Origin of the sequence: Rhizobium sp. J15, from assembly GCF_002531825.1 — a bacterium.
GTDB lineage: Bacteria > Pseudomonadota > Alphaproteobacteria > Rhizobiales > Rhizobiaceae > Rhizobium.
Genome location: NZ_NWSX01000007.1, coordinates 237,480 through 254,772 on the forward strand (window position 1 = coordinate 237,480; position 17,293 = coordinate 254,772).

A 17,293-nucleotide genomic window follows, 5' to 3' on the forward strand; every position below is an offset into this window, starting at 1 on the left:
GAGCGCGCCATCAATCCATTGCGTGGATGTCCCTGTTCTTCGTTTCCGGCAGGAAGATCAGGCCGATCACCAGCGTGATCGCCGCAAAGACGATCGGGTACCAGAGACCGTAGTAGATATCGCCCGCCGCAGCGCTCATCGCGAAGGCCGTTGCCGGCAGCAGGCCACCGAACCAGCCGTTGCCGATGTGATAGGGCAGCGACATGCCGGTATAGCGGATGCGGGTCGGGAAGAGCTCGACCAGAAGGGCTGCGATCGGGCCGTAGACCATCGTCACATAGAGGACGAGGACAAACAGGATGGCGATCGTGCCGATCCAGTTGACGCGGGCGGGATCGGCGGTCATGGCGAAGGTGCCGCCATTGGCGATGTTGTAGACCGCCATGTCGGTGACGCCATTGGCCTCATCGGCCGTCAGCAGCTTGCCTTCGACCAGCTTGGCTGCCGGCATGGTTTCCTTCTCGCCGGCGCGCACCGCATCGGCATTGAGCGCCAGTTCCGGATTGGCGGCGATGAAGGCATCGAGCTTGGCATCCGGCACCTTGGCGACGCCGCGCTTCAGCGGATAGCCGGCATCGTGAAGCGCGATGTTGACGCTCTTTTCGAAGGCGGCAGTCATGCCCTTGGCCTTGTCGCCGGCGGCAGCGGCGTCGAAGCTCGTCACCGTCGCGTTGCCGATCTTCACGGTCGCCGGCTGTCCGGCAGGGCCGGCCACGACGTCATAAGGCACCGAGTTCTTCGTCAGGAACGCCGTCGCCACGTCGCAGGAGCTGGTGAATTTCGCCGTGCCCGTCGGATTGAACTGGAACTTGCAGTCCGCCGGATCGGCCGTAACCGTCGCGCGGATCGAAGCCTGCGCTTCGGCAAGCGCCGGGTTTGCCGCCCAGGTCATCGCCTTGAACAGCGGATTGTAGGTCACCGCGGCGATGAGCAGGCCGGCCATGATGATCGGCTTGCGGCCGATCTTGTCGGAGAGCGCGCCGAAGATGACGAAGAACGGCGTTCCGAGCAGGAGCGCGATGGCGACCATGATGTTGGCCGATTGCAGATCCACCTTCAGCACGTTCTGCAGGAAGAACAGCGCGTAGAACTGGCCGCCGTACCAGACGACCGCCTGGCCCATCGTCGCGCCGAGAAGCGCGATGATCGCGATCTTGGCGTTGCGCCATTGGCCGAAGGCTTCGGTCAGCGGCGCCTTGGAGCCCTTTCCTTCCGCCTTCATACGCTGGAATGCGGGCGATTCGTTCATCTTCAGGCGGATCCAGACGGAAATGCCGAGCAGGACGACCGAAACCAGGAACGGAATGCGCCAGCCCCAGGCGGCGAATTGAACCGGGCCCATGAGGGACTGAACGAGGATGATGACGATCAGCGACAGGAACAGGCCGAGCGTCGCCGTCGTCTGGATCCATGAGGTGAAGTAGCCGCGGCGCCCGTTCGGCGCATGTTCGGCGACATAGGTTGCCGCACCGCCATATTCGCCGCCGAGCGCCAGGCCCTGGAGCAGGCGCAGGCCGATCAGGATGATCGGAGCTGCAATGCCGATCGTGGCCGCGCCCGGCAGGATGCCGACGAGGAAGGTCGACAGACCCATGATCATGATCGTCACGAGGAAGGTGTATTTGCGGCCGACGAGATCGCCGAGACGTCCGAACACCAGCGCGCCGAAAGGACGCACCAGGAAGCCGGCGGCAAAGGCGAGCAGCGTGAAGATGTTGCGCGTTGCCTCAGGATATTGGGTGAAATAGGTCGCACCGATATAGGTGGCGAGTGAACCGTAAAGATAGAAATCATACCATTCGAAAACAGTGCCGAGCGAAGAAGCGAAGATGACCTTCTTCTCCTCGCCCGTCATCGGACGGGCCTTCGCGCCGTCGATGCTTGCGACATTTGCCATTGTCTGTCCTCCACAGAGTGATGAGCAACGCGCGCGACCTACTCTCTCCTCAAAAGCAAATCCCCGGCCGCGACACGCCTGACGAGAGTGTGCCAGAAAAGACAGGCCGCAAAGAGAGATGCTTTGGGATTATGACTTTAGTCTAATGACAGCGCGGCGTTATCCACATCCAGCCATAGGCCGCGCTCAAGGATCCGGCTGCCGGAACGCTTTTTTACCGGCAAGCGGCATTGATGAAGGCGGAGGCGGCTATGCCCTCAGCGCCTGCGCCGGCGATTGCCTGTAGGCGAGCACCGCCGGCAGCGCGGCAAGAATCGCGGCAAAGCCGAGCAGCACCGCGGCAAGCGCGAGATCTTCACGGGCAAAGCCGACCGGCATGGCGATGCCGCTCGTCTGCGAGAACAGGCCCGATAAGGTCAGTGCTGCGGCAAAGCCGAGCGCGAATCCGAACCCGATGCCGGCTGCGACGAGGGTGAAGAATTCCAGCCAGACGATGCCGAAGATCGCGCCGCGCGGCGCGCCGAAGGCTCTCAACGCGCCGATCTGCCGGCGGCGCTGGCCGATATGGATGACGGTGACCAGGACGAGCGAGGCCGCCACGAGTGCCTGCGCGCCGGAAGCAACCGCGACCAGGATCTGCTTGGCGTCGCCGAGCGTGGCGTAGAGATTGGTCAGCACCTCGCCCGGGAAGACGGCGATGGTATTGCCGCTGCGATAGTCCTGCCGCAGCTTATAGGCGTCGGCGATCGACTTCGGCTTGACGAGGATGGCGGGAAGGCCGGGAGCATTGGCAGTCCAGCTTTCGTCAAGCGCGGCATCCGGGTGGGCTTCGCCATGATGTTCATGCCCATGCCCGTGAGCATCGTGACCAGCACCGGCCTCCTCATGATCGTGCTCTGCCTCCTCGGCACCTTCCGCATCCGCCTCTGCTGCCCCCAGCCCATGAATGTGCCAGACGGCCTGGATCGGAACGAGAATGGCCCGGTCCCAGGCTGTTCCCGTCGGCTGCAGGCGGCCGGCGATATGATAGACGAGTTCGGTGTGGGTCTCTCCTCCCTCTTCCGCCGAGCCGTGCATCGGCTTGATCTCGCCGCCGAGCGGCAGCTTGACGGCAGAGCCGATCACCGCCTCTCCCTCGCGCGCGAAAACCTTGCCCTCGGCAAAGCCGCCGGAGAGCTTGTCCGCCAGCGCCACCGTCGTGCCGACGATGGGATAGCCGGAGAAGGAATCGCCGAAGCCGACCGGAGCGGCCCAGTCGACACGGGGGTCGGCGGCGAGCCTGGCCAACACGTCGCCCGGCATCAGCGGCAAAGGCGAGGGCTGCAGGAAGACGGAAGACAGCACGAGCTGCGTCTCGCTGCCGCCGGCGCCGATGACGAGGTCGAACTTGTCGGCGGCGCGGGCGCTGCCGAGACGAAGCGCCCGCTCCTGCAGCACGACGCAGACGCCGAGTGCGGTCGCAAGCGTCACCAGCAGCACGACCACGAGCGCCCCCGCCCAGAGGCGGCGAAGATCGGCGAGGATGAAGCGGATCATGCAGCCTCCCCTGCCGCAACAGCGGAATCATCGCTGATCCGGCCTGAACCGAAGGTAATGCGCCGGTCGAGCCGGCCGGCCAGGCGCTGGTCGTGCGAAACGACGATCAACGTGCTGCCTTCGGCCATGGCAAGATCGAGGATGAGATCGCCGACGGCCTCGCCGCTCTCGGCATCGAGGCTCGCGGTCGGCTCGTCGGCGATGATGACGCCCGGCTTGCGCAACAGCGCCCGGGCGATCGCCACGCGCTGCATCTCGCCGCGCGACATGGTCTCGATCTTCTGGCCGGGACGGGAAAGGCCGACCGTGCTCAAAAGCGCATGCGCCCGCTCGATAATGGCGGCCGTGGCAGTGCCGGCAAGGCGCGCGGGCAGAAGGACGTTTTCCAGTGCCGACAGGCCTGGGAAGAGATGAAACTCCTGCATGACGAGGCCGATATTGGCGGCGCGGAACCGGTCCCGCCGGCTTTCGGAAAAACCTGCAATATCCTCGCCGTTCCAGCGAATGCGGCCCTGCCGTGTCCGCTCCAGCCCGGTGACGATATTGACGAAGGTGCTCTTGCCGGAACCGGATGCCCCTGTGATGGCGACCCTGCTGCCGGCTTCGATCGACAGGCGGCCGATCGCCAGCGCCGGCGAAGACAGGCCTGGGAAAGTGATGGTCAGGTTTTCGATATCGAGAGCGAGCATGTCGGTTCAGACGGCGGAATATTCGGCTTGACGGATGCGCAGGAGGCTGACGAAGCCGGTTTCGGGATCCGTCCAGGAGCCGTATTCCAGCGTGCCGCGCACTTCGATCGTCTGGCGCGGCTGCACGAAGGTCTGTTTCTCCAAGAGATAGACGACGACGATATTGTCGGGCCAGTCCGCATCCGAGGAACAGAAGGGGCAGAGCGACATGGGCACTTCGGTCAGCACGAAGAATTGGGCTTCGGCCTTCAATGGCGGCGCCATGAAGCCCTTCATGCTGATTTCCTGACCGGCGAGACGCTTCACCTTGTCGGAGAATTCGAGGCCGAGCACGCCGAACTTGCCATAGAGCTCACCGAAGGCGAGCGAAGAATCGGCCGCGCGAACGAGGGAAGCGGTGAAGGGAAGCACAATGGCGGCGCCGATCAGCCGGCGGCGGCTGAGATGCAACGAAGAAACTGTTTCCATGGCGAACTCCAAGAAGCAGGTCCCGGCCGTGAACGGCCGGGACCATGATCGGTGAAAGAGCAAGGCCGGCAAGCGGCGTTGCAGGATCAATTCGGATCAGTTCGTCTGCTTCGCGCCGAGAGCAAAGGTGTCGGCGAGCACATGATAGATGTCGCTCTGTTCCATGTAGCCGCGGAAGCCTTCGGCGCCCGGACCGGCCGACTGCAGGACGACGTCGTCGACGGCGTGAACGCCGGAATCGCCGGACTTCGGAATATTGCCCTGGACGAAGACGGCGCCGGGCACATCCTTGTACTGCTCGTTGGCGACATATTCCTTCTTTTCGTTCTGAACAGCCGGAACGAACGGGCCTTCGAGCTTCGGACGGAAGGTCTCGTAGTGATCGGGGCCGTTATTGGCGTTCAGGAACAGGCGGCGGCTGACGTCGATCTTGTCGGGATAGCCGTCGCCGTTCTCGTCCTTGTAGTTCGGGAAGCCGGCTTCGGCATAGATCCCAACCTTTTCGCGCATTTCCGTGCCGGGTTTCTCATCGTCGACAGTGCCGATGATGGAAACGCCGTGCGTGTGGTCGCCGGTGACGACGATCAGCGTATCGGGATGGGCCTTCTGGAATTCGCGGGCGACGCCGATGGCCTTGTCGAATTCGATGGTATCGACGACCGCGCGGTCCCAATCGAGCGGATGGGACATCTTGTCGATCGAGGAGGCTTCGACCATCAGGAAGAAACCTTCGGGATTCTTCGAGAGGCGATCGAGCGCGACCTTGGTCATCTCGACGAGACCCGGCTGGTTCGGGAACTTCTCGACCGTGCCCTTCTTCAGGAATTCGCGGTCGAGCATGACGTCCATATTGCCGGTGTGGAATAGGCCGAGCAGATTGCCTTCAGCCGATGCATTGGCTGCGAGCTCGTTCTTGTCGGTCGCAAGCTTGTAGCCGGCCTCCTGGAACAGCTTGATGTAATCCTGATTGTCCTTGCGCTTGGAACCGGCGACCTCCTGGCCGAGGAAATAGGCCGAGCCGCCGCCAAGGAGAACTTCGGGCTTGACCTCGAGCAGCATGCCGACGATGTCGGCCTTGTCGTTGCGGTTGCGGGTGTGGGAAACGACCGCAGCCGGGGTGGCGTCCTCGACTTCGGACGTTGCGACGATGCCGATCGACTTCTTGGTCGTGCGGCGAAGGGCTTCCGCGATGGTTTCGACACGCGGGTCATCGAGCGAGGACGGCGTGCGGTCCGCGTAAACGCCGAGCGCGTTGACGGCCGTCTTGTGGCCGGTCATGTAGGCCGACATGGTGTTGGCCGAATCCGTGGCGACGGCATTCGTCGAAGACGTGCCGACGAAAGCCATATGGTCGAGATCGTCCATGTTCAGGCGGCCATTCGCCTTCCCTTCGGTCATGCCCTTGGACATGATGCGGGCAGCGGTGCGGTGCGCAACGGAAAGCCCGTCGCCGAGCAGGAAGATGATGTTCTTGGCCTTCGGCTGGCTGGCGGTCTCGTAGACGTTCCAGGTAACGGATTTCGTTTCGTCACCGGCAGCGACCTCGACCTTGTAGGCGCCGGGAGCCGAAATCTTCAGGCCGCGCAACAGAAGGGCGGAGCCGAGAGCCTTGTCTTCCTTGCCCTTTTCGAGCTCGACGAACTGCGCCTCGCTTCCGAGAATGGTCTTGTAGTCCTGGCCGTTGACCGTAATCTTCACGTCTTCGGGCTTGACCTGCTTGTTGAGCTCGACCTTGAAGTCGAACGGCGAACCGACAAGAATCGTCGCGCGATCAAGCGGGTAGACCGTCGTCGCCTGAGCGGCGCCAGCGAGAATGGTGGTGGCCGCAAAGGCGGCGAGAAGCATACGCATGGAAAACCCCCGTTTTCGTTGCAGATATTAACAACCGGGTCGGGATTACCCCCGGGTGATGACAGCGGCATGACAAAGGCGCCGCAGGACGGCACCACCCCTTCCGCTTGGAAGCTGTCGCCGCAAAAACCTTGACTCCTGTGGAAAACCTTCTAAGAGCAACAGCGGAAAAGGAATCTCCATGGTTCACGACGAACACGCCATTGCCGAATGCAATGACCGGGCACGGGTTGCCGGGGTGGAAATTGCCGTTCCGGTTTCTTCCAAAACCAAGGCCAAAACGACGACGAAAACCGTCTGACGTCTCTGGCCTGCCGCTCTCTCCCCGGCTCGGCTGGGGATCAGGAAGACGCGATTATTCGCGCCTTTCCCCTCACCGGACAGAGGAGAGAAGAGAAAGAGAGCTTGAGAAATGGGTTTCAAAGTAGCAATTGCGGGAGCGACCGGAAATGTCGGCCGGGAGATGCTCAACATCCTCTCCGAAAGAGGCTTCCCCGCCGATGAGGTCGTGGCGCTCGCCTCGGCGCGTTCGCAGGGCACCGAAGTTTCCTATGGAGACCGGACGCTGAAGGTCTCCAACCTGGAGAATTACGATTTCTCCGATACCGACATCTGCCTGATGTCGGCCGGCGGTGAAGTCTCCAAGAAGTTTTCGCCGAAGATCGGTCAGCAGGGCTGCGTCGTCATCGACAACTCCTCGGCCTGGCGCTACGACGCCGACGTGCCGCTGATCGTGCCGGAAGTGAACCCGGACGCCGTCACGCAGTTCACCAAGCGCAACATCATCGCCAATCCGAATTGCTCGACCGCCCAGCTGGTGGTGGCTCTGAAGCCGCTGCACGACTTCGCCAAGATCAAGCGCGTCGTCGTTTCGACCTACCAGTCGGTCTCCGGCGCCGGCAAGGACGGCATGGACGAGCTCTTCAACCAGACGCGCGCCGTTTTCGTCGCCGATCCGATCGAGAACAAGAAGTTCACCAAGCGTATCGCCTTCAACGTCATTCCGCACATCGATAGCTTCATGGAAGACGGCTACACCAAGGAAGAGTGGAAGGTGCTGGCCGAGACGAAGAAGATGCTCGACCCGAAGATCAAGGTGACCTGCACGGCCGTGCGCGTGCCCGTCTTCATCGGCCATTCGGAATCGGTCAACATCGAGTTCGAAAACGAGATCACCGCCGACCAGGCCCGCGATATCCTGCGCGACGCACCCGGCTGCCTCGTCATCGACAAGCGCGAGAACGGCGGCTACATCACGCCTTATGAATCCGCCGGCGAAGACGCGACCTACATCTCGCGCATCCGCGAGGATGCGACGGTCGAAAACGGCCTCAATATGTGGGTGGTCTCCGACAACCTGCGCAAGGGCGCGGCGCTGAACGCCATTCAGATCGCCGAGCTGCTCGTCAATCGCGGCCTCGTCAAGCCGCGCAAGCAAGCCGCCTGATACCAATTGTAAACCATAACGTGCTAAAGCCCTGCTCCAGGAGCGGGGCTTTCCGGCAGATACGGCCATGCAAAGCGCTCGCCAAAAGGTGATCGTGACAAAATCGCTGATGGCTGGCATTCTCTTGCCGGCCAAAAGCTATGCAGATCGAGAGCGGGGTTCTCAATGCGCATGACAAAATTCTTTCTGGCGGCCGCCACGGCAATGGGCGTCCTCCACGCGATACCTGCGTTCGCGCAGGGCGCGCAATGTGGCAATACCGGCGCCGGCTTCGATGCCTGGGTCAGCGATTTCAAGCAGACGGCGGCGGCCAATGGCGTCAGCCAGTCGGTCCTCAATCGCGCCTTCGCCAATGTCAATTACAACAAGCCGACGATCGCCGCCGACCGTGGCCAGAAAAGCTTCAAGCTGTCCTTCGACGCCTTCATGAAGAAGCGCGGAGGTGCCGCCATCATCTCCCGCGGCCGCAGCATGCGGGCCGCCAACCAGGCCCTGTTCGCCTCCATCGAGCGCCGTTTCGGCGTTCCGGCCGGCCCCCTGATTGCGATCTGGGGCATGGAAACCGGCTTTGGCAGCTATATGGGCAATCAGCATACGCTGTCGGCTGTTTCGACGCTCGCTTACGACTGCCGCCGGTCGGAATATTTCACCGATCAGCTCTATGCTGCGCTCCAGCTCGTCTCCGAGGGTTATCTGAGCCCGCAGGCGAGAGGCGCTGCCCATGGTGAAATCGGCCAGACGCAGTTCCTGCCGCGCAACGTCGTCCGCTTCGGCGCCGACGGCGATGGCGACGGCCGCGTCGACATGGTCGGTTCCCGCGCCGATGCGCTCGCCTCGACGGCGAATTTCCTGAAGGGCCATGGCTGGCGCCCCGGCGCCGGCTATCAGCCGGGAGAACCGAACTTCGCTGCCATCCAGGGCTGGAACGCAGCCAGCGTCTACCAGCAGGCGATCGCCTATATCGGCGAGCAGATCGACGCCGGCAGATAAGCCTTCACCGATAACGACAATCTGAAACGCCGCTGCAACAGCGGCGTTTTTCATATGCGGGAATCGAAGCCGCCGGCGGATGCCGCCTTGCGCCGCTCTTCCGGCGCCGGCATGGTCGGCCCCGAAACGACGCAGTTGCGGCCGGAAGCCTTGGCGGCGTAAAGCGCCAGGTCGGCACGTTTGACCAGATCCTCGAAGTTCCGGTTGAAGCCTTCGTTTGCCCGGCCGACGCAGCCGAAACTCGCCGTGACCTTCAGACGATCGCCGTTCGCCAGAGGGATTTCCGCCGCTTCGATCGCCAGCCGCACGCGTTCGGCAACCCTTGCCGCATCATCGGGTGTCGAATCCGGCAGCAAAGCCAGGAACTCCTCGCCGCCATGGCGCACCAGGAGATCGAAGGAACGGAAATTCTCTCGCGCCACACTCGCGACATGCCGCAAGACGGCATCGCCGGCGTCATGGCCGTGAACGTCGTTGATCTTCTTGAAATGATCGAGGTCGAAGAGCACGACCGAGATCCAGCGCGACCCATGTTCCGCCTGGGTGAGAAGCGCCGATGCGGCGACCTCGAAACCGCGCCTGTTGTAAAGCCCGGTCAGAAGGTCGGTCTGGGCGGCGTTGCGCAGCTCGCCCACCAGCGTCTCACGATCGCGCGTCAGCCGGTCGATCAGCCGCAAGCCCCTTGCCGCCAATACCATCACCAGGGTGGCGAGAATGAGCAGGCCGGCGCACAGCGACAGGATCAGCGTCAGGTGAATGTGAGCTCGCGTCGAAAGGCCTTCGCCGGTCTCGTGGATATCGTTGGCGGCCTCGACGATCTTCTGCTGCAGGAAGGCCATGCGCTCGTTCTGCGCCGCGGTCCAGATGTCGCGCACCTCGCGCGTCGGCCGCGATCCGGCGAGAATGGAATCGGTGATCGCGTTGGCCTTCACCTGGCTGCTGCGGCCGAGATAGGCAACGATGTCGCGTACGGTCGAGTTCGAGGAATGGAAGACCATATGGTCCATTCCGTCGCCGAGCATGACCTTGCCCTGCACGAAAAGTTCAATCGGAAATCTGGCGGAGGAGCTCTGGTCGAGATAGCGGGTGCCGACGACGGTGATCAGCCTTTCGCCGTAATAGGTCAGCAGGATGCCCATCAGCTGATTGGATTTCTCCAATAGCACCGGATCACTGATCAGCGGCGAGAGCGCATCGACGACGGCAAGCTGCTTCTGGGCCGCATACCAATAGATATAGCCGGGATCGCTATTGATATAACGGCCTTGGTCGACGGCGCTTCGCGCCGCCACGATGCGGCTGTAGGCAAGGTTGAGAGCCGACAGTTCGTCCACGAGCCCCTCGTCCAGCATATCGCGGGAGGGCAGGCTGGCGTAGAAGGCGCGGCGTTCGTGATCGAGCATCGCCCGGCTCCGCTGCATATCCGCCGCCGCCGGTTCGCTGGGGTGCGCGATGTAGCGGCGGGTGGCGCCGATTTCAGTCAGGATCTCCGTGGCCGCGATAGACCCGCCGCGGGCAAGCACATCGGCGAACTGCCGATCCTTCTCGAGATCCCAATATTCCTTGATCGAAGACCGCAGGAGGATGACGCCTTCAATGACCATGAAGACGAAAGGCAGCATGATCGCGGCCAGAATAACCTTTTTGATGGTTTCGAACTTCATTGCCAATCGCCACGGTGATCAAAATGTCGGTCGTGCGCGACCAATCGACGGCGATCTTATCAATAATTCTTAAAAAACTGATAAAGCGGCGCGTCCCTAGATTTCGGGACGAATGAAGTCGCGCGTTTCGGCGTCCATGACCCAGAGTTCCCCGGTCGAAATATCGAACCAGGCGCCGTGAAGATGCATTTGTCCTGCTTCCTCGAGCGCCTTGATTTCAGGGAAAGTCCTGAGATTGTTGATGGAGTTGCGGATGGAGACACGCTCGAGCGCGGTCTGCCGCTCGGCAGCCGTCATCACGTCGTTGCTCTGGATCTGCTCGGCGGCAGGTTTGACCAGCGACATCCAGCGGCCGATGAAATCGCCGGGCGACAGCGGCTCGGCATTCGGATCCAGGGCTGCGCGGATGCCGCCGCAGCGTCCGTGGCCCATGACCACGATGTCCGAGACCTTCAGCGCCTGCACGGCGAATTCAAGCGCAGCCGACGTCGAGTGGAAATGACCATCCGGCTCGTAAGGCGGCACCATGTTGGCGACGTTGCGGATGACGAAGAGTTCGCCCGGGCCGGCATCGAAGATCAGCTCCGGCGCCGCTCGCGAGTCCGAACAGGCAATGACCAGGGTACTCGGACTCTGGCCGTTTTCGGCAAGCTGCCGATACCTGTCGCGGGCATCGGCATAACGCCCGTTCATAAAGTTGCGATAGCCGTCCAGAAGGGGTGTTGGAAAACGCTGCATGTCTTCTGGATTAGCGCGCGCCGAAGACAAGATCAACTGCTGCACCGCAAAATGAGTGCATCGGCAAATGCGTCATTTTTTCCGCCGCTGCGCCGGGTGCACGAGCCGGCGCATCTGCACCATCGCCATCGGCGTCGAAAGACTGGATGCATCGCTTGCCAGCATCAACTCGTTGCTGCCGCGCTTGACGGCACGCGCAAGCACCTCGAAGACGCTGGCGGTGGCAAGCTGCAGCGCCTTTTCGTCTTCCAGACCGGACAGCAGGCGCGACAGGAAGACGGCGGCAAGCAGATCGCCGAGACCGTTCGGCGGGTTTTCGACGACGCGATGCTCGGCGAGAAGCGCGTGGCGGCCCGAGAGATAGAGATTGCCGGTGCCGCCGGACATCATCGGCACGGCCGACGTGACGAGCATGCGCGACGGTCCGAGCGCCAGCGCCGCCTCCATGATCGCGCTGTTGTCTTCGAGGGCCGCCCCCGAAAGCCATGCGAGCTCGTAGCGGTTCGGCGTGGCGAGCGAGGCAAGCGGGATCAGATGGTCGCGAATGGCCTCTGCCGTCGCCTCCGGCACATAAAGGCCCCCGAGATCGCCCATGACGGGATCGCAGACATAAATGAGCTCGGGATTGTCTTGCCTGAGCGCACCGATCAGCCGGGCGACGGAACGCGCCTGGGCGGCATTGCCGAAATAGCCTGACAGCACCGCCTTGACCTCACCGATCCACGGCGCGCGGATCAGATCATCGATCGCCGCGTCAAAATCCGCTTCCGCAAATGTCAGCCGCGTCGCGCGGCCGTGGCCCGGGTGCCAGGGCAGCACGATCGTCGGCAATGCCCAGACCGGGTGACCGAGCGTCTCCAGCGCGAAGACGGCGGCGCGGTTTCCGACCGAGCCGCGCACCACATGGCTGGAGATGACGATGACCGCGCCTGCTGCATTTTCCGACATGATATCAAGGTCCGAATGATGATGGCGTTTGATGATCTTTTTGACGCCGCGCTGTCAACCATTCTTCACGCGAGCATGGAAATGTGCGGCGGAACGAAAAAACGGAAAAGGGGCCTTCCCGTTCGTTTTGGCCACGAAAGCGGAAAAATCTCTAACAAATTCCCATTTTGAGCGTCAAAAAAGCATCAAAGCGACCCTTCAGACCTCTATTTTAGAGATTTTTTCGGGGAATCTTCTGCTAGCTTGCAGAAATAAGTCCATTGCGGGAGGCGATTCATGGCTGCCAGAAACAATCCGAAACGGGAAAAGCAGATCGAAAATGCGCGCAAGATCGCCAAGGCGACGGGCGAGGCGCATCTCGATCCCGATATTCTCTTCGGCAGGGCCAGCAATGACGATCTCGAACTCTATACGCCCGAGATGCTGGCGCTTTCCGCCGTACACTCGGCCAAGGAACTCGCCGCCTGGAACGGCAAGACACCGCGCGTCAGCATCGACACCATTGCCGATGTGACGCCTGCCGGCACCGCCGTCTCGGTGCTCTCGGTGACTGACCGGAACATGCCTTTCCTCTATGAATCTGTCATGGGTGAAGTGACGAGCACGCACCGCGATCTCTTCATGGCCGTGCATCCCATCCTGGTGATGGAAAAGGGCAAGGCGCCCACGCTCTATTCCGCCGATCACCCGAGCGATCCCGCCGCCCGCGTCAGCCATATCCAGCTTCATATCGCGCCGCTCAATTCCGCCCAGGCCGCCGATCTCGTCAAACGCATCCAGACCGTGCTCGAGCAGGTCCGCCTGTCTGTTTCCGACTGGAAGCCGATGCTTGCCAAGCTCGACGGCGTGATCACCGAGCTTTCGGCCAATGGCGCCGGCCGCAGGAAGGCCGAACACGCCGAGGCAGTCGCCTTTCTGACCTGGCTGCGCGACGAGAATTTCACCTTCCTCGGCATGCGCGAATATGTCTATTCCGGCAAGGGCGCCGATGCCAAGGTCGAGCGCGACAAGGGGGCGGGTCTCGGCATCCTCTCCAATCCCGACGTTCTCGTGTTGCGCACCGGCAAGGACGCCGTGACGACCACGCCCGAAATCCTCGCCTTCCTCGACGGCCCCGAATTCCTGATCGTCACCAAGGCGAATGTGAAATCGATCGTCCATCGCCGCGCCTATATGGATTATGTCGGCGTCAAGCGCTTCGACGCCAAGGGCAATGTCACGGGCGAACTGCGCATCGTCGGCCTCTTTACCTCGACGGCCTATACCTCGCTCGCCTCCGAAATTCCTCTGCTGCGCTCAAAGATCGAGAAGGTGAAGGAGCATTTCGGCTTCGACCCGATGAGCCATTCGGGCCGCATGCTCGACAACACGCTGGAATCCTATCCGCGCGACGATCTTTTCCAGATCGACACGACGCTGCTGGCAAGCTTTGCCGAACAGATCAACGATCTCGCCGACCGGCCGCGCGTGCGCGCCCTGCCGCGCATCGACCATTTCGACCGTTTCGTCTCGGTGATCGTCTACGTGCCGCGCGAGGAATATGATTCGATCGTGCGCGAGCGGATCGGCACCTATCTCAAGACCGTCTATGACGGCCGTGTCTCTGCCTATTACCCGGCGTTCCCGGAAGGCGGCGTGGCGCGTGTCCATTTCATCATCGGCCGCTCCGGCGGCAAGACGCCGCGCATTCCGCAGGCGAAGCTGGAGCAGACGATCCGCGAAATCACCGCCCGCTGGGACGACCGTTTCGAGGCGCTCGCCGGACCCAAGGCACCGAAACTATCGGTCGACCAGGCCTTCCAGGATTCCTTCACCCCTGAAGAAACCGTGGCCGACCTCACCGATATCGGCGCCTGTGCCGCCGGCGAACCGCTCCGCATCCAGTTTTACCATCGCCAGGAAGATGATGGCCGCATCCTGTCGCTGAAGATCTTCCACGCCGCCGGCCAGCTGGCGCTGTCGCGCCGCGTGCCGCTTCTGGAAAATCTCGGCTTCAACGTCGTCAGCGAACGCACCTTCGACATCGGCGTGCTGGCCGCCGATGGGAAAACGAAGCTCGTCGTGCTGCACGACATGGAACTCGAAACCCGCACCGGCCGCGAAATCGATCTGCAGCGTCACGGCGCCGCCCTGGAGGAAGCCTTCGTCGCCGCCTTTGCCGGCACGATCGACAATGACAGCTTCAACAGGCTGATCCTGTCGGCCGGGCTTTCGGCCCGCGAGGTCAACATATTGCGCGCCTATGCGCGTTATCTGCGCCAGGCCGGCATCGCCTATTCGCAGGATTATATCGCAACGACACTCGATAAATATCCGACGATTGCCGCAGCCATCTTCCGCCTCTTCCACGACACGCTCGACACCAAGCTTTCGGAAAAGGCCCGCGTGAAGAGGCTTGCCGAGCTGCATCAGGCGATCGAGGCCGAACTCGCCGACGTGCCGAGCCTGGACGACGACCGCATCCTGCGCCGTTACGTCAATATCGTCGATGCGACGCTGCGTACCAATTATTTCCAGCGGAACCCGGACGGTTCGCCCAAGGCGATGCTGGCCTTCAAGCTCGATCCGCACCTCGTCGATGGGTTGCCGGAGCCGAAACCCTTCCGCGAAATGTTCGTCTACGGCGTCGAGGTCGAAGGCGTGCACCTGCGCTTCGGCAAGGTGGCGCGCGGCGGTCTGCGCTGGTCCGATCGCGCCGAGGACTACCGCACCGAAGTGCTCGGCCTCGTCAAGGCGCAGCAGGTGAAGAATGCCGTCATCGTGCCGGTCGGCGCCAAGGGCGGCTTCTATCCGAAAAAGCTCCCCATTGGCGGCAGCCGCGACGAAATCTTCAATGCCGGCCGCGAGGCCTACAAGACCTATATCCGCACGCTGCTTTCGATCACCGACAATATCTCCGGCGCCGATATCGTGCCGCCGAAGGATACGGTGAGGCTCGACGGCGACGATCCCTATTTCGTCGTGGCCGCCGACAAGGGCACGGCAACCTTCTCCGACACCGCCAATGCGCTGGCCCAGGAAGCCGGCTTCTGGCTGGACGATGCCTTCGCCTCCGGCGGCTCTGCCGGCTACGACCACAAGAAGATGGGCATCACCGCCCGCGGCGCCTGGGAAACCGTCAAACGCCATTTCCGCGAAATGGACATCGACATTCAGACGACGCCCTTCACCGTCGCCGGCGTAGGCGACATGTCGGGCGACGTCTTCGGCAACGGCATGCTGCTTTCTCCCAAGATCCGGCTCATTGCCGCCTTCGATCACCGTGACATCGTCATCGATCCCGATCCGGACATGGAAAAGACGCTTGCCGAGCGGCAGCGTCTCTTCAACCTGCCGCGTTCGAGCTGGCAGGATTTCGACAAGGGCGTGCTTTCGAAAGGGGCGATGATCATTTCCCGCTCGGCGAAATCGGTCACGCTGACACCCGAAGCGGTTGCCGCGATCGGCATCGAAAAGGCGGTCGCCACGCCCTTCGAGATCATGACGGCGATCCTGAAGAGCCCGGTCGATCTGCTCTGGTTCGGCGGCATCGGCACCTATGTGAAGGCCCCGTCCGAAACCGATACCGAAGTCGGCGACCGTGCCAACGATCCGATCCGCATCACCGCGGCGGAGGTTCGCGCCAAGGTCATCGGCGAGGGCGCCAACCTCGGCGTCACCCAGAAGGGCCGCATCGCTTACGGCCTCAGCGGCGGGCGTTGCAACTCCGACGCCATCGACAATTCGGCCGGCGTCAACACCTCGGACGTCGAGGTCAACATCAAGATCGCGCTGGCAGCGGCCATGCATGACGGGCGCCTGACACGGGCAAAACGCGATCAGCTTCTGTCGTCGATGACCGAAGAAGTGGCGGCCCTCGTGCTGCGCAACAACTATCTGCAGTCGCTGGCGATCTCGCTGACATCGCGCAAGGGCACGGCAAACGGCCTGGAGCTCGCCCGCTTCATGAGCGTGCTCGAAACCGCCAAGCAGCTGAACCGCAAGGTCGAGACGCTGCCCGACGACGCAACGCTTGCCGAGCGCTACGCAGCCGGCAGGCCGCTGACGCGGCCGGAAATCGGCGTGCTGCTGTCCTATGCCAAAATCGTGCTCTTCGATGCGCTCGCCGCCAGCGATCTGCCCGACGACACCTATTTTGCTGCGACGCTGTCGAATTATTTCCCCGTGAAGATGCAGAAGTCGAACGCCGGCGACATCGCCGGCCATCGGCTGAGGCGCGAAATCATCGCGACCGTGCTTGCCAACGAGGCGATCAACCGCGGTGGCCCAAGCTTCACCGTCGCGATGATGGATGCGACGGCGGCGTCTGCGCCGGAAGTGGTGCGCGCCGCCATCGTCGCCCGCGACGGTTTCGACCTGGCCCGGCTCTGGGCGGAAACGGACGCGCTCGACGGCAAGGTTTCCGGCGAGATGCAGAACCGCATCTATGAGGAGATCAGTCACAGTTTCATCGTGCTGACGCGCCTGCTCCTGAAGACCGGCATGACCAAGGCCGATATGGCGGAGGTGATTAGCCGGCTGCAGGCAGCCCTGAAGAAACTCAAGCCCGCCTTCGCCGAACAGTCGGCCGCCGATGCCGCCGCACGCCAGGCGGACTATGTCCTGGCCGGCGTGCCGGAAAAACTCGCGGCCGAGATCGCCAATCTCCAGAGCTTCGCGCTGGTGCCGGAGATCATGCAGATCGCCGAACGCACCGGCGAACCTCTGGTGCGCGCCGCCGAAAACTATTTTGCGGTATCGCAGACCTTCCGCATCGGCCGGCTGCTGGCAGCCGGCGGACGTATCCTCACCTCCGACCACTACGAGAACCTGGCGCTTGCCCGCAGCATCGACCAGATCGCCAGCGCCAGACGCGATATCGTCATCTCGGCTCTTTCCGATCACGGCAAGGAGAAGCTGCCCGTTCAGGCCTGGCATGCGCAGGATCGCATTCGCATCAACCGCATCGTCGAGGAGCTTTCGAGCCTCAGCGACGGCGGCGATCCCAATCTTGCGCGCATTACCGTTGCTGCGGGCATCCTGACCGACCTTGCGCGCGACCGGGTGAGGTGAGACAGTCCGCCAA

Annotated in this window: 11 protein-coding genes and 1 pseudogene; 4 read left to right on the top strand and 8 right to left on the bottom strand. The window is 62.4% G+C overall.

The window, feature by feature from the left end; genetic code table 11:
* Window positions 1-10: 10 nt before the first annotated feature.
* The 5 genes from CO670_RS08990 to CO670_RS09010 all read right to left on the bottom strand — a co-directional run bounded on the left by CO670_RS08990 (window position 11) and on the right by CO670_RS09010 (window position 6,441).
* Window positions 11-1,897 (bottom strand): MFS transporter, encoded by a 1,887-nt coding sequence (locus CO670_RS08990; protein ID WP_097589910.1) that lies wholly within the window; start codon window positions 1,895-1,897, stop codon window positions 11-13.
* Between the two features lie 249 nt (window positions 1,898-2,146).
* Window positions 2,147-3,433 carry an FtsX-like permease family protein gene (locus CO670_RS08995; protein ID WP_097589911.1) on the bottom strand — a complete coding sequence of 429 codons (1,287 nt, stop codon included), beginning with the start codon at window positions 3,431-3,433 and terminating at the stop codon, window positions 2,147-2,149.
* A complete protein-coding gene (locus CO670_RS09000) occupies window positions 3,430-4,122 on the bottom strand; it encodes an ABC transporter ATP-binding protein (protein WP_097589912.1) in 693 nt (230 codons plus the stop codon). The genes CO670_RS08995 and CO670_RS09000 overlap by 4 nt, the downstream gene beginning before the upstream one ends.
* Before the next feature lie 6 nt (window positions 4,123-4,128).
* Window positions 4,129-4,590 carry a hypothetical protein gene (locus CO670_RS09005; protein WP_088689061.1) on the bottom strand — a complete coding sequence of 154 codons (462 nt, stop codon included), beginning with the start codon at window positions 4,588-4,590 and terminating at the stop codon, window positions 4,129-4,131.
* 96 nt (window positions 4,591-4,686) lie between these two features.
* Complete coding sequence (locus tag CO670_RS09010; protein ID WP_097589913.1) at window positions 4,687-6,441, bottom strand: alkaline phosphatase; 1,755 nt, start codon at window positions 6,439-6,441, stop codon at window positions 4,687-4,689.
* 121 nt (window positions 6,442-6,562) lie between these two features.
* Between CO670_RS09010 and CO670_RS33235 the strand changes: the two are divergent.
* The 3 genes and pseudogenes from CO670_RS33235 to CO670_RS09020 all read left to right on the top strand — a co-directional run.
* Window positions 6,563-6,742: pseudogene (locus CO670_RS33235) on the top strand (hypothetical protein); the annotation flags it as partial.
* Between the two features lie 111 nt (window positions 6,743-6,853).
* Complete coding sequence (locus CO670_RS09015) at window positions 6,854-7,888, top strand: aspartate-semialdehyde dehydrogenase (protein ID WP_097589914.1); 1,035 nt, start codon at window positions 6,854-6,856, stop codon at window positions 7,886-7,888.
* A 165-nt stretch (window positions 7,889-8,053) separates the two neighbouring features.
* Window positions 8,054-8,878: a lytic murein transglycosylase gene (locus tag CO670_RS09020; RefSeq protein WP_097589915.1), complete on the top strand. Its 825-nt coding sequence runs from the start codon at window positions 8,054-8,056 to the stop codon at window positions 8,876-8,878.
* 50 nt (window positions 8,879-8,928) lie between these two features.
* Here the strand turns inward: CO670_RS09020 and CO670_RS09025 are convergent, their stop codons facing one another.
* The 3 genes from CO670_RS09025 to pdxY all read right to left on the bottom strand — a co-directional run bounded on the left by CO670_RS09025 (window position 8,929) and on the right by pdxY (window position 12,228).
* Entirely contained in the window at window positions 8,929-10,542 is a 1,614-nt protein-coding gene (locus tag CO670_RS09025) for a GGDEF domain-containing protein (RefSeq protein WP_097589916.1), read from the bottom strand.
* Between the two features lie 96 nt (window positions 10,543-10,638).
* Complete coding sequence (locus tag CO670_RS09030) at window positions 10,639-11,280, bottom strand: carbonic anhydrase (RefSeq protein WP_097589917.1); 642 nt, start codon at window positions 11,278-11,280, stop codon at window positions 10,639-10,641.
* Between the two features lie 72 nt (window positions 11,281-11,352).
* Entirely contained in the window at window positions 11,353-12,228 is an 876-nt protein-coding gene (gene pdxY / locus CO670_RS09035) for a pyridoxal kinase PdxY (RefSeq protein ID WP_097589918.1), read from the bottom strand.
* A gap of 276 nt (window positions 12,229-12,504) precedes the next feature.
* On the opposite strand from pdxY, the gene CO670_RS09045 reads away from it, so the two are divergent.
* Complete coding sequence (locus tag CO670_RS09045; RefSeq protein WP_097589919.1) at window positions 12,505-17,280, top strand: NAD-glutamate dehydrogenase; 4,776 nt, start codon at window positions 12,505-12,507, stop codon at window positions 17,278-17,280.
* Window positions 17,281-17,293 lie beyond the last annotated feature (13 nt).

Coding starts and splice junctions, on each gene's coding strand:
- CO670_RS09005 (WP_088689061.1), bottom strand. CDS start 4,590: ATGGAAACAGTTTCTTCGTTGCATCTCAGCCGCCGCCGGCTGATCGGC.
- CO670_RS08995 (WP_097589911.1), bottom strand. CDS start 3,433: ATGATCCGCTTCATCCTCGCCGATCTTCGCCGCCTCTGGGCGGGGGCG.
- CO670_RS09030 (WP_097589917.1), bottom strand. CDS start 11,280: ATGCAGCGTTTTCCAACACCCCTTCTGGACGGCTATCGCAACTTTATG.
- CO670_RS08990 (WP_097589910.1), bottom strand. CDS start 1,897: ATGGCAAATGTCGCAAGCATCGACGGCGCGAAGGCCCGTCCGATGACG.
- CO670_RS09020 (WP_097589915.1), top strand. CDS start 8,054: ATGCGCATGACAAAATTCTTTCTGGCGGCCGCCACGGCAATGGGCGTC.
- CO670_RS09000 (WP_097589912.1), bottom strand. CDS start 4,122: ATGCTCGCTCTCGATATCGAAAACCTGACCATCACTTTCCCAGGCCTG.
- CO670_RS09025 (WP_097589916.1), bottom strand. CDS start 10,542: ATGAAGTTCGAAACCATCAAAAAGGTTATTCTGGCCGCGATCATGCTG.
- pdxY (WP_097589918.1), bottom strand. CDS start 12,228: ATGTCGGAAAATGCAGCAGGCGCGGTCATCGTCATCTCCAGCCATGTG.
- CO670_RS09015 (WP_097589914.1), top strand. CDS start 6,854: ATGGGTTTCAAAGTAGCAATTGCGGGAGCGACCGGAAATGTCGGCCGG.
- CO670_RS09045 (WP_097589919.1), top strand. CDS start 12,505: ATGGCTGCCAGAAACAATCCGAAACGGGAAAAGCAGATCGAAAATGCG.
- CO670_RS09010 (WP_097589913.1), bottom strand. CDS start 6,441: ATGCGTATGCTTCTCGCCGCCTTTGCGGCCACCACCATTCTCGCTGGC.